This window comes from Streptomyces sp. NPDC050617 (genome assembly GCF_040654795.1).
GTDB lineage: Bacteria > Actinomycetota > Actinomycetes > Streptomycetales > Streptomycetaceae > Streptomyces.
Map to the genome: position 1 here is coordinate 1 of NZ_JBFAIS010000048.1, position 13521 is coordinate 13521.

The window sequence follows — 13521 nt, forward strand, 5'->3', positions numbered from 1 at the left end:
GGTTACATTCCGAACCCGGAAGCTAAGCCTTTCAGCGCCGATGGTACTGCAGGGGGGACCCTGTGGGAGAGTAGGACGCCGCCGAACAATTTTTACAGCTCTGGCCCTTGAACTTCGGTTCAGGGGCCAGAGCTTTTTTGTTGTCGTGATGCAGTGCGCAGTGTTACTTCATGTTCACGTTGCGCCGTCACCATCCGCAGGTATGGGGACACTGGAGATGCTGAGGTCGGCCGGAGTAGGCGCTGGTGACGAGGTCATCGTGCCGTCGTACGCGACTGCGGAGGCCGCGGAGGCGGTTCGGGGGGCCGGGGCGGTGCCCGTGTTCGCCGATATCGACGCTGGGACGTTCTGCCTCGACGCGTCGGCGGTGGCGGCCGCGGTGACGCCGCGTACGGCGGCTGTCGTGCCCGTACCCCTTTTCGGGCATCCGGTCGACATGGCCGCGCTGCGGGCCGTGGGAGAGCGCCGGTCGCTGCTGGTCGTCGAGCATGGCGAAGAGGAGCACGAAGGAGCGGTGGCGCGACGGCGGCAGAACGCCGCGTATCTGACCACGCGGCTTAACGGGCTGGTCACGCCCACCGCGAGGGCGGGGGTGGCGCATGCGTACCGCGCGTATGTGGTGCGGGTGCCGGGGAACGGCCGGCCGGACCGGGACGCGTTCGCGCGGACGCTGCGGGCGCGCGGGGTGCGGTGCCAGGTGCCCGTACAGACGCCCGTACACCGGATGCCGGCGTTCGCGCGGGATGTGTGGCTCGCGGAGACGGAGCGGGCTGCTGACGAGTGTCTGGCGCTGCCGGTGGACGAGACGATGACGCGGCGGGAGCTGCACCGGGTGGTGTCGGCCTGCAACGCTCTCGGGGGTCTGCTGGAGGCGGCGGCGTAGGGCAGCGGTGGTCAGAGGGGCACGGGAGTTCGGGTATGATCTATTCCGTTGCCGCGCCCCAATAGCTCAGTCGGCAGAGCGTCTCCATGGTAAGGAGAAGGTCTACGGTTCGATTCCGTATTGGGGCTCTTGAATAGGAAGGCCCCCGCCGTTCGGCGGGGGCCTTCTTGCTGTTGTCAGGAGTCCTGCGGCTCCGGGACGCGCATGGCCAGGATGGCCATGTCGTCGGAGGCCGGTTCGGCGGCGAAGCGCTCGACGGCGCGGAGGATGCGGCCGGCGACGGCGCCCGCGGTGAGGCCCGTACAGGTGGTGAGGACGTCGATGAGGCCGTCGTCGCCGAGCATCCGGGTGCCCTCGCGGCGCTCGGTGACGCCGTCGGTGACGCAGAGCAGGACGTCGCCCGGATCGAGGGTGACCGTCTGCTCGTACAGCTCCAGCTCCTCCAGCACGCCGAGCAGCGGCTGCGGTTCGGCGGCGGCCTCGACGGAGCCGTCCTGGCGGAGGCGGAGCGGCAGCGGGTGGCCCGCGCAGACGACCTTGAGGATCGCGCTGCCGTCGTGCTGCGGCCACAGCTCGCCGTAGAGCAGCGTCAGGAAGCGGCTGCGGGCGCCCTCGTCGAGGATGGCGGCGTTCAGGCGCTCCAGGACGGCCGGGCCGCCGAAGCCCTCGCGGGCGAGGAGCCGCAGCGCGTGCCGGGCCAGGCCGGTGACGGCGGCGGCCTCCGGGCCCGTGCCGCAGACGTCGCCGATGGCGAAGCCGTACGCGCCGTCGCGGATGGGGAAGAGGTCGTAGAAGTCGCCGCCGACCTCGTTGCCCTCGCCGGCCGCGCGGTAGATGACCTCGACCTCCACGCCGGGCACGGTCGGCAGCTCGGGGGGCAGGAGGCTGCGCTGGAGGGACTGGCTGATGGCGGTGCGCTCGGAGTACAGGCGGGCGTTGTCGAGCGCGAGGGCGGCCCTGCGGGAGAGGTCCTCGGCGAGTTCGAGGATCTCCTGGCGGAAGTGATCGTCGGTGGGCTTGCCGAGGGTGAGCATGCCGATGACGCGGTTGCGGGCCACCAGCGGCAGAACGACGGTCTCGCCGCCGACGGCCGAGGCGGTCGCCAGCGAGGTGCCGGGGCCGGTGGAGAGGCGTCCGGCGTCGCCGAGGCCGAGGCTGCGCAGGGAACTGCGCAGGGCAGCGGCGTGGGCGGCGTCGGAGGGCGCGGTCCAGACGCGGGCGCCGGGGGTGGGGACCGGGTCCGGCGGCGGGACCTTGGCGAGGAGCGCCTTGAGGCCGTCGATGCGGTCCTCGTCCTCGTGCAGGACGTACGACAGCTCGGGCTCGGAGGACTGGTCGGCGATGGTGTAGACGGCGCACCAGGTGGCGAGGGTGGGGACGGTCATCTGGGCCATGAGGGCCAGCGTCTGGTCCCGGTCGAGGGTGCCCGCGAGCAGGTCGGACGCCTCGACGAGGAAGGAGAGGGAGCCGCGGCGGAGCCGCTCCAGCTCGCCGAGGCGCGCGGACTCGACGGCGAGGGCGATGCGGTCGGCGGCGAATTGCAGCCGCAGGGCCTCTTCGTTGCTGTACCGGCCGGGGGACTCGGCGGCGACGCCCAGGGAGCCGGTGAGGCGGCCCTCGACCTTGAGGGGGACTGTGACGACGGAGCGCATGCCGGTGTTGTTGAGCAGCGGCACGGCGCCGGGGACGGCGCTGAGGTCCTCGTGGACGGCGGGCATGCGGGCCGAGCCGTAGCGGCCGGTGCCGGCCTCGACGGGGACGCGGGCGAAGCGCTGGCGGGCGGAGGGCAGGCCGGTGGAGGCCCGTACCTCCAGTTCGGTCTCGTCGTCCGTGGCGAGCAATAGATAGGCGGAGTCGCCGTCGAGCATGTCGCGGGCGCGCTCGACGGTGCGCTGGAGCAGCCCGTCGAGGTCGTCGGGGGCGGGGGAGCCGATGAAGACCTCGAAGGGGTCCGCGGAGGCCCCGCGGTCGCTGGTGGTGCCCTCCGAGCCGGAGCCGCGCTGGGGGCTCTGGAGCACCGCGCGCTCGGTGTCGCGTACGAGTAGGCAGACGGTCGAGGGGTCGCCGTCGGCGTCGCGTACGCGCAGGTGGGAGGCGTAGACGGGGACGACGCGGCCGTCCGCGCCGCGTATGCCGTACGAGCCTTCCCAGCGGGAGAGGCGGAGCGCGTCGGCGATGCCGGTGGAGGTGCCGGGGGTGTGCGGCCAGGCCGCGAAGTCGGTGAGGGGCTTGCCGGTGACCTGCTCCGGGGCGAAGCCGAAGAGGTCCTGGGCGTCGTCGTTCCAGGCGCTGATGCCGCCGACCCGGTCGATCTGGATGACGGCGACGCGGACGCGGGCGTCGGCGAGGGGGAGGGCGTCGGCGGGGAGGGCGGGGCCGGCGGAGCGGGTGCCCGCGGGGCGGGAGGGCAGGTCGAGCTGGAACCAGACCTTCTTGTTGGTGGCGGTGTACTCGACGCCCCAGCTGGTGGCGAGGGCCGCGCAGAGGAGCAGGCCGCGGCCGCCTTCGCGGTCGACGCCGCCGAGCTGGCGGCCGGAGCTCTGCAGCGGAAGCTCACGTTCGGGGTAGTGGTCGCCGACCTCGACGCGCACGCCGGTGTCCGTGCGCAGGCACAGGACGTCGGCGGCGGTACCCGCGTGCACAACGGCGTTGGTGACGAGTTCGCTGGTCAGGACGACGGCGTCGTCCACGACGTCGGGGAATCCCCAGCCCTGGAGGGTGTCCCGGACGAACGCGCGGGCGGAGGCGACCGAGCGTCCGACCGGCTCGAAGGTGGCGGCAGCCCGCGCGGTGATCACAGCACTCCCCATTGGCCTCTCGTCGCTCCCCCCGAGTCCTGTGCCCGTTTCGCAGGTCCTCGATTCGTCCGCCAGGCTAAACCGTCGGCTCGACTTGTGTGGAACGGAGGCGCGTGTTTCGGGGGTGGTCGCGTTCAACGACCCCTTGTCCACCCGGTTACGTTCCCACTGCCGAACGGTTCGGTGCGCTGAAGTGAAACACTGGGAACGCTTGAAGTGGAAGCGCGATGACGATGGTCGACCCTGCGGGAGGGACACGGTGGAGTCTGGCGCAGCGGCGCGGGGCGTGAGCACGCGCGCGAAAGGCGGACGGTCCCGTAGCAATGGGACGACGGAAGTGGAGACGGCGGCCCTGAATCGGCTGCTGACGGCGCTGTCGGCAATGCGCGACGGCAACTTCCGGAAGCGGATGACGGTCGCGGGCGACGGAGTGATGTCCGAGATCGCCGCCGTGTTCAATGAAATGGCGGACCGCAATCTGCAGCTGACGGGCGAGCTGGCGCGCGTACGGCGGGTGGTGGGCCGCGAGGGCAAGCTCACGGAGCGGCTGGAGGTCGGGGCCTGTGAGGGGTCCTGGGCCGCGGCCATCGACGCCTCCAACGCGCTGGTCGACGATCTGGTGCGGCCGGTGTCCGAGGTGGGCCGGGTGCTGTCGGCGGTCGCCGAGGGCGATCTCGAGCAGCGGATGGATCTGCGCTCGCAGGGGGCGGACGGCGCGGCGCATCCGCTGCGCGGCGAGTTCCTCAAGGTGGGGCGTACGGTCAACGGGCTCGTGGACCAGCTGTCCGCGTTCACCGACGAGGTCACCCGGGTGGCCAGCGAGGTCGGTACCGAGGGCAAGCTCGGCGGCCAGGCGCGGGTGCGCGGTATGTCGGGTTCGTGGAAGGATCTCACGGATTCCGTCAACACGATGGCGTCCCGGCTCACCGCCCAGGTGCGTGACATCGCTCTCGTCACGACGGCGGTGGCGAAGGGCGATCTCTCTCGCAAGGTCACGGTTCATGTGGCCGGCGAGATGCTGGAGCTGAAGAACACCGTCAACACGATGGTGGACCAGCTCTCGTCCTTCGCTTCGGAGGTGACGCGGGTAGCGCGGGAGGTCGGTACCGAGGGCGAGCTCGGCGGCCAGGCGCAGGTGCCCGGTGTCGCCGGGGTCTGGAAGGACCTGACGGACTCGGTCAACCTGATGGCCGGCAACCTCACCGCCCAGGTGCGCGGGATCGCGCAGGTCACGACGGCCGTCGCCAATGGCGACCTGTCGCAGAAGGTCACGGTCAGCGCGCGCGGCGAGGTCGCGCAGCTGGCGGAAACGATCAACCAGATGACCGAGACGCTGCGGACCTTCGCCGACGAGGTGACGCGGGTGGCGAGCGAGGTCGGCGCGGACGGCCTGCTGGGCGGTCAGGCGCAGGTGCCGGGGGCGGCGGGGACCTGGAAGGACCTCACCGACTCGGTGAACAACGCGTTCCGCAACGTCACCACGCAGGTGCGGGACATCGCGCAGGTGACGACGGCGGTGGCCAACGGCGATCTGTCGCAGAAGGTCACCGTCGATGTCGCGGGCGAGATGCTGGAGCTGAAGAACACCGTCAACACGATGGTGGACCAGCTCTCGGCGTTCGGCGCCGAGGTGACGCGGGTGGCGCGGGAGATCGGCGTCGAGGGCGAGCTGGGCGGTCAGGCGCAGGTGCCGGGGGCGGCGGGCACGTGGAAGGACCTCACCGACTCGGTGAACACGGCCTTCCGCAACCTGACCGGCCAGGTCCGCAACATCGCGCAGGTGACGACGGCGGTGGCCAACGGCGATCTGTCGCAGAAGGTCACCGTCGACGTCTCCGGCGAGATGCTGAAGCTGAAGAACACCGTCAACACGATGGTGGACCAGCTGTCCTCGTTCGCCGACCAGGTCACGCGGATGGCGCGGGACGTGGGCACGGAGGGGCGGCTCGGCGGTCAGGCGCGGGTTGACGGCGTGTCCGGCACCTGGAAGGAGCTGACCGACTCGGTCAACTTCATGGCCGGGAACCTCACTTCGCAGGTGCGGCAGATCGCGCAAGTGACGACGGCCGTCGCGCGCGGCGACCTCTCGCAGAAGATCGATGTGGACGCCCGGGGCGAGATCCTGGAGCTGAAGAACACCATCAACACGATGGTCGACCAGCTCTCCGCCTTCGCCGATCAGGTGACGCGGGTAGCGCGCGAGGTGGGTACGGACGGCCGGCTCGGCGGTCAGGCGCAGGTGCCGGGCGTCGCGGGCGTCTGGCGTGACCTGACGGACTCCGTGAACGGTATGGCCGGGAACCTGACGGCCCAGGTCCGCAACATCGCGCAGGTCGCCACGGCGGTCGCGCGCGGCGATCTGTCCCAGACGATCGACGTGGACGCGCGCGGCGAGATTCTGGAGCTGAAGAACACGCTCAACACGATGGTCGACCAGCTGTCCTCGTTCGCGGACCAGGTCACGCGGGTGGCGCGGGAGGTCGGCACGGAGGGCATCCTCGGCGGGCAGGCCGAGGTGCAGGGCGTCTCCGGCACGTGGAAGGACCTGACGCAGTCCGTCAACTTCATGGCGAACAACCTGACGTCGCAGGTCCGCAACATCGCCGAGGTGACGACGGCGGTCGCCAAGGGCGACCTGTCGAAGAAGATCACGGTGGATGCGAAGGGCGAGATCCTGGAGCTGGTGACGACCGTCAACACGATGGTGGACCAGCTCTCGGACTTCGCCGAGCAGGTCACCAGGGTCGCCCGCGAGGTCGGCACGGAGGGGCAGCTGGGCGGTCAGGCGCGGGTGCGGGACGTCACCGGCATCTGGAAGGACCTGAGCGACAACGTCAACCTGATGGCCAACAACCTGACCAGCCAGGTGCGGAACATCTCGCAGGTCGCGACGGCGGTCGCCAACGGCGACCTGACCCGGAAGGTCACCGTCGAGGCGCGGGGCGAGGTCGCGCAGCTCGCCGACACCGTGAACATCATGGTGAAGACGCTGTCGTCGATCGCGGACGAGGTGACCAGGGTCGCCCGCGAGGTGGGCACGGACGGGATTCTCGGCGGTCAGGCGCGGGTGCCGGGCGTCTCCGGTACGTGGAAGGACCTGACGGAGTCCGTCAACGGGATGGCCTCCAACCTGACCGGTCAGGTCCGCAACATCGCGATGGTCACCACCGCGATCGCCAAGGGCGACCTCACCAAGAAGATCGACATCGACGCCCGTGGCGAGATCCTGGAGCTCAAGACCACCATCAACACGATGGTGGACCAGCTGTCGTCGTTCGCCGAGCAGGTCACGCGGGTGGCCCGTGAGGTGGGTACGGAGGGGCAGCTGGGCGGTCAGGCGCGGGTGCGGGACGTGGACGGCACCTGGCGGGACCTCACCGAGTCGGTGAACGAGATGGCCGGAAACCTGACCAGGCAGGTACGGGCGATCGCCGAGGTGGCCACCGCGGTGACCCGCGGCGATCTCAACCTGAAGATCGACGTCGATGCGGCGGGCGAGATCCTGGAGCTCCAGGACAACATCAACACGATGATCGCCAACCTCCGGGAGACGACGCTCGCCAACAAGGAGCAGGACTGGCTCAAGGGCAACCTGGCCCGGATCTCCGGCCTGATGCAGGGGCGGCGCGACCTCGCGGACGTGGCGAGCCTGATCATGAGCGAGCTGACTCCGGTGGTCTCCGCGCAGCACGGCGCGTTCTTCGTGGCGACGCCGACCAACGAGAACCTGGCCACGGGCGAGAGCGCCGAGTCGGAGGCGGATGAGGACGCGTACGAGCTCCGTATGTACGGCTCGTACGGCTACTCGATGGGGTCGATGCCCACGTCCTTCCGGCCGGGGGAGACGCTGATCGGCACGGCCGCGGAGGAGAAGCGGACCATTCTGGTGGACAACGTGCCATCGGGGTATCTGAAGATCGCCTCCGGGCTGGGGGAGGCGCCGCCGGCCCATGTGATCGTGCTGCCGGTGCTCTTCGAGGGGCAGGTGCTCGGCGTGATCGAGCTGGCGTCGTTCCAGCCGTTCGCGCAGATCCAGAAGGACTTCCTGAACCAGATCGCCGAGATGATCGGCACCAGCGTCAACACCATCAGCGTCAACACCAAGACCGAGCAGCTGCTCAAGCAGTCGCAGGAGCTCACCGAGCAACTGCGGGACCGGTCGGACGAATTGGAGAGCCGGCAGAAGGCGCTGGAGATCTCCAACGCGGAACTGGAGGAGAAGTCCGAGCACTTGGCGCGGCAGAACCGGGACATCGAGGTCAAGAACACCGAGATCGAGGAGGCCCGGCAGGTTCTGGAGGAGCGCGCCGAGCAGCTCGCGGTGTCGATGCGCTACAAGTCCGAGTTCCTCGCCAATATGTCGCACGAGCTGCGTACGCCGCTCAACTCGCTGCTGATCCTCGCCAAGTTGCTGGCCGACAACGCGGAGGGCAACCTCTCGCCGAAGCAGGTGGAGTTCGCCGAGACGATCCACGGGGCGGGTTCCGATCTGCTTCAGCTGATCAACGACATTCTCGATCTGTCGAAGGTCGAGGCGGGCAAGATGGACGTCAGCCCGACGCGTATCGCGCTGGTCCAGCTCGTCGACTATGTGGAGGCGACGTTCCGGCCGCTCACGGCGGAGAAGGGGCTCGATTTCTCCGTACGGGTCTCCCCGGAGCTGCCGGCGACGCTGCACACCGATGAGCAGCGGCTGCTCCAGGTGCTGCGCAATCTGCTGTCCAACGCCGTGAAGTTCACGGACTCGGGCGCGGTCGAGCTGGTCATCCGGCCGGCCGGCGCGGGCGTGCCGGACAGCATCCGCGAGCAGCTGCTGGAGTCGGGGGCGCTGCGGGAGGCGGACGGCGGCGTCATCGCCTTCTCGGTCACCGACACCGGTATCGGGATCGCGGCGAGCAAGATGCGGGTGATCTTCGAGGCGTTCAAGCAGGCGGACGGCACGACCAGCAGAAAGTACGGCGGTACGGGCCTCGGCCTGTCGATCAGCCGGGAGATCGCCCGGCTGCTCGGCGGTGAGATCCACGCCGCGAGTGAGCCGGGCCGCGGCTCGACGTTCACGCTGTACCTGCCGCTGAACCCGACCGAGCTGCCGCCGCAGAACTACTCGCAGCTCGCGCTCGCCGGGCACGCCACGGGGCCGCTCGCGCTGGAGGGCGCCGCGGGCGCGCCGACGGGCGACGGGGCCGCGGCGGAGGACCAGGAGAGCGGCGCGACGGCGTTCGGCGTGCAGCAGCAGGGCGCGGCCGGGCTCTTCCGGCGCCGGCAGCGGGCGGCGCAGGAGGCGGAGCAGCAGTCGGCGGCGCCGTCGGGCCAGGGGTCCGAGGGCGCGGGCGGCGGCGAGTCGGCGGCCGCGGGCGCCTCGGCGGCCCAGCCGTCGTCCGAGCCGTGGCTGAGCAATGGCCAGGACCTGGTGGCCGCGGGGTTCTCGGGCGGATTCCACGGCGAGAAGGTGCTCATCGTCGACGACGACATCCGCAATGTGTTCGCGCTCACCAGCGTGCTGGAGCAGCACGGCCTGTCGGTGCTCTACGCCGAGAACGGCCGCGAGGGGATCGAGGTCCTCGAACAGCACGATGACGTGGTGGTCGTCCTGATGGACATCATGATGCCGGAGATGGACGGCTACGCGACGACGACGGCGATCCGGCGGATGCCGCAGTTCGCCGGGCTGCCGATCATCGCGCTCACCGCGAAGGCGATGAAGGGCGACCGGGAGAAGGCCATCGAGTCCGGCGCGTCCGACTATGTGACCAAGCCGGTCGACACTGATCATCTGTTGGCGGTGATGGAGCAGTGGATGCGCGCGGAGTGACGGATGGCTGATCGAACCACGGCGGAGTGTTGACTGACTGTGGCCAAACACGTGTGGGAACGCGGTATTCGGGGAACCTTCTGGTCTCCCACCGCGTTTCTGCTACGTGCACAGTGACTTCGCGGTGACAGGGTGTGGCGACAAGCGGGGTGCGGCTACCATGACCGGCACAAGGACGGGCGGCGCAAGGGAGTCGTCCCCTGGGGCGGCACCCGGCGCATTTCCGGGGCGAGGAGGACGGGCCATGGTGCAGAAGGCCAAGATCCTCCTGGTCGATGACCGGCCGGAAAATCTGCTGGCGCTGGAGGCCATCCTCTCGGCGCTCGATCAGACACTGGTCCGGGCATCGTCAGGGGAGGAGGCGCTCAAGGCGCTGCTGACGGACGATTTCGCAGTGATCCTGCTGGACGTCCAGATGCCGGGCATGGACGGTTTCGAGACCGCCGCCCACATCAAGCGCCGGGAGCGGACGAGGGATATCCCGATCATCTTCCTCACGGCCATCAACCACGGCCCGCACCACACCTTCCGCGGTTACGCGGCCGGCGCGGTGGACTACATCTCCAAGCCCTTCGACCCGTGGGTGCTGCGGGCCAAGGTCTCCGTGTTCGTCGAGCTGTACATGAAGAACTGTCAGCTGCGCGAGCAGGCGGCCCTGCTCCGCCTCCAGCTCGAGAGCGGCCAGGGCGCCGCGGTCGACAGCAAGGAGCCGGCGGGGCTGCTCGCCGAACTCTCGGCGCGGCTCGCGGCCGTGGAGGAGCAGGCCGAGGCGCTCTCCAAGCAGCTGGACGAGTCCGCGGACGCCGCGGCCGTCGCCACCGCCGCCCACCTGGAGCGCAAACTCACGGGACTGCGGCGGGCGCTGGACGCGCTGGAGCCCGGCGCGGGCAGCGGCGCCAGTACGGTCCCCTCACAGAACTGAGCTGTTGACGCCGCGTCACCGCGAGGCCCGCCGACACGCGACACGAACGGGTGAAGGCGTAGACACACGTGTCCCTCGCGGCCGACAACGGTAACCTCACCACCATGGCCTCACGTACGTCCGGCAAGGGTTCCCAGAGCACGGCGGGCACCTCGAAGCAGCGCGCCGGACGCCCCGGGAGCGCTGCCAAGAAGGCGCCCGCGAAAAAGGCGCCGGCCAAGAAGGCGCCCGCCAAGAAAGCCGCCGCGCCCGCGAAGAAGGCGCCCGCGAAGCGCGCTCCGGCGAAGAAGGCCGCGGCCAGGCCCGCACCGAAGCCGGCGCCGTCCCCGACGAACGGCGTCTTCCGGCTCGTACGGGCGCTGTGGCTCGGCCTGGCGCACACCGTGGGCGCGCTGTTCCGCGGCGTCGGGCGCGGCGCGAAGAACCTGGACCCGGCGCACCGCAAGGACGGCCTCGCCCTGCTGCTGCTCGGCATCGCCCTGGTCATCGCCGCAGGCACCTGGGGCGACCTCCGGGGGCCGGTCGGCGACCTGGTGGAGATGCTGATCACCGGCGCGTTCGGCCGCCTCGACCTGGTCGTGCCGATACTGCTCGGCGCCATCGCCGCCCGCCTGATCCGCCACCCGGAGCGGCCGGAGGCCAACGGGCGCATCGTCATCGGGCTCTCCGCCCTGGTCATCGGCGTCCTCGGCCAGGTGCACGTGGCGTGCGGGGCCCCCAGCCGCGGCGACGGGGCGCAGGCCCTCCAGGACGCCGGCGGGCTGATCGGCTGGGCGGCGGCCAGCCCGCTGATCTACACGGTCGGCGAGGTGCTGACCGTTCCGCTGCTGATCCTGCTCACGATCTTCGGGCTGCTCGTCGTCACGGCCACCCCCGTCAACGCCATCCCGCACCGGCTGCGGCGGCTCGCCGTGCGGCTCGGCCTCGCGGAGCCGCTGCCCGAGGAGTACGACAGTGGCGTCCACGACGAGTACGGCGAGGAATGGCGCGAGGCCCCCGCCAAGCGGTCCCGGCGCACCTCCCTGGACAAGGGCGCGGCGGGCGGCGGCGAGGGCGTCGAGCAGGCCGAGGAGGAGGCGCTGAACCAGCGCCGCCGCCCGCGCCGTACGGCCGCGCAGCCGGACCCGGACCGGCCGCTCGACGCGGTGGACGTGGCGGCCGCCGCCGCGGCCGCCCTCGACGGGGCCGTGCTGCACGGCGTGCAGCCCTCGCCGCTCGTCGCCGGGCTGAGCAGCGGCATCTCGGCCGAGCGGGAGCGTACGGGCTCCGTGCCGACCGCGCGCGGCGCCGAGCAGGCAGCGGCGGCCGACGCGCCCGTACCGGGGGTGAAGCGGGACAAGCCCGGCAAGAACGAGCAGAGCGGCGGCGTCCCCGACCTCACCAAGGCGTCGCCCGAGCCCTCGCCCGTACTCCCGGCGCGCGCCGAGCAGCTGCAGCTGGCCGGCGACATCACCTACTCGCTGCCCTCCCTCGACCTGCTGGAGCGCGGCGGGCCAGGCAAGACCCGCAGCGCCGCCAACGACGCGATAGTGGCCTCGCTGACGACGGTGTTCACCGAGTTCAAGGTGGACGCGTCCGTCACGGGCTTCACCCGCGGGCCGACGGTCACCCGGTACGAGGTGGAGCTCGGCCCGGCCGTGAAGGTCGAGCGGATCACCGCGCTCACCAAGAACATCGCCTACGCCGTGGCCAGCCCGGACGTCCGGATCATCAGCCCGATCCCCGGCAAGTCCGCGGTCGGCATCGAGATCCCGAACACCGACCGGGAGATGGTCAACCTCGGCGACGTGCTGCGGCTCGCCGACTCGGCGGGCGACGAGCACCCGATGCTCGTCGCGCTCGGCAAGGACGTCGAGGGCGGCTACGTGATGGCCAACCTGACGAAGATGCCGCACGTCCTGGTCGCCGGCGCCACCGGCTCCGGCAAGTCGTCCTGCATCAACTGCCTGATCACCTCGATCATGGTGCGCGCCACGCCCGAGGACGTGCGGATGGTGCTCGTCGACCCCAAGCGCGTCGAGCTGACCGCCTACGAGGGCATCCCGCACCTCATCACCCCGATCATCACCAACCCCAAGCGCGCCGCCGAGGCGCTGCAGTGGGTGGTGCGCGAGATGGACCTGCGCTACGACGACCTCGCGGCGTACGGCTACCGGCACATCGACGACTTCAACGCGGCCGTGCGCAGCGGCAAGGCGAAGCCGCCGGAGGGCAGCGAGCGGGAGCTGTCGCCGTACCCGTACCTGCTGGTGATCGTCGACGAGCTGGCGGACCTGATGATGGTCGCCCCGCGGGACGTCGAGGATTCGATCGTCCGCATCACCCAGCTCGCGCGGGCCGCCGGCATCCACCTGGTGCTGGCCACGCAGCGCCCGTCCGTCGACGTCGTCACCGGTCTGATCAAGGCCAACGTGCCGTCCCGGCTCGCCTTCGCCACCTCCTCGCTCGCTGACAGCCGCGTCATCCTCGACCAGCCGGGCGCCGAGAAGCTCATCGGCAAGGGCGACAGCCTCTTCCTGCCGATGGGGGCCAACAAGCCGGTCCGTATGCAGGGCGCCTTCGTCACGGAGGACGAGGTCGCGTCCATCGTGCGGCACTGCAAGGACCAGATGGCGCCGGTCTTCCGGGACGACGTCACGGTCGGCACGGCCAAGAAGAAGGAGATCGACGAGGACATCGGCGACGACCTCGACCTGCTGTGCCAGGCGGCGGAGCTGGTCGTCTCCACCCAGTTCGGCTCGACCTCGATGCTCCAGCGGAAACTGCGTGTGGGCTTCGCGAAGGCGGGCAGGCTCATGGACCTGATGGAGTCGCGGAGCATCGTGGGGCCGAGCGAGGGCTCCAAGGCGCGCGACGTGATGGTCAAGCCGGACGAGCTGGACGGCGTGCTCGCCATCATCCGCGGGGAGTCCCAGCCGTGAGCGGGCAGGGACTCCCGGCCGTGAGGAAGCGGGGAGACCGAGCCGTGCGGAAACGGTGAGCAACCGTTTCTCTGGGCTGTGCGTCACTTTGGGGAAGGGGCAGGGCCGATGTATCACCATCGGTGTCTCAGAGCGTCCGATGGCGTACAGCAGGGCATTCTGATGGCGTACAAAGGCCGGCTTTC

At 70.4% G+C, this 13521-nt stretch carries 5 protein-coding genes, 1 tRNA gene and 1 rRNA gene; 6 read left to right on the top strand and 1 reads right to left on the bottom strand.

The window, feature by feature from the left end; translation table 11 throughout:
* The 3 genes from rrf to AB0I49_RS36640 form a co-directional block, all read left to right on the top strand.
* Positions 1 to 87 (top strand): 5S ribosomal RNA (gene rrf, locus AB0I49_RS36630); the annotation flags it as partial.
* Between the two features lie 61 nt (positions 88 to 148).
* The gene (locus AB0I49_RS36635; protein WP_363231553.1) at positions 149 to 883 is read left to right on the top strand and encodes a DegT/DnrJ/EryC1/StrS family aminotransferase; all 735 of its coding nucleotides are present in this window, start codon (positions 149 to 151) and stop codon (positions 881 to 883) included.
* 55 nt (positions 884 to 938) lie between these two features.
* Positions 939 to 1011, top strand: a tRNA-Thr gene (locus AB0I49_RS36640).
* A 48-nt stretch (positions 1012 to 1059) separates the two neighbouring features.
* Here AB0I49_RS36640 and AB0I49_RS36645 read toward each other — a convergent pair.
* Positions 1060 to 3681, bottom strand: coding sequence for a SpoIIE family protein phosphatase (locus AB0I49_RS36645; protein WP_363231579.1), 2622 nt, complete (start codon positions 3679 to 3681; stop codon positions 1060 to 1062).
* Between the two features lie 259 nt (positions 3682 to 3940).
* Here AB0I49_RS36645 and AB0I49_RS36650 point away from each other — a divergent pair, with 259 nt between their 5' ends.
* From AB0I49_RS36650 to AB0I49_RS36660, 3 genes are all read left to right on the top strand, one after another.
* The gene (locus AB0I49_RS36650) at positions 3941 to 9493 is read left to right on the top strand and encodes a HAMP domain-containing protein (protein WP_363231554.1); all 5553 of its coding nucleotides are present in this window, start codon (positions 3941 to 3943) and stop codon (positions 9491 to 9493) included.
* Between the two features lie 244 nt (positions 9494 to 9737).
* Positions 9738 to 10415, top strand: a complete 678-nt coding sequence (locus AB0I49_RS36655) for a response regulator (RefSeq protein ID WP_363231555.1) — start codon at positions 9738 to 9740, stop codon at positions 10413 to 10415.
* Positions 10416 to 10519: 104 nt separating this feature from the next.
* A complete protein-coding gene (locus tag AB0I49_RS36660; protein WP_363231556.1) occupies positions 10520 to 13336 on the top strand; it encodes a DNA translocase FtsK in 2817 nt (938 codons plus the stop codon).
* Positions 13337 to 13521 lie beyond the last annotated feature (185 nt).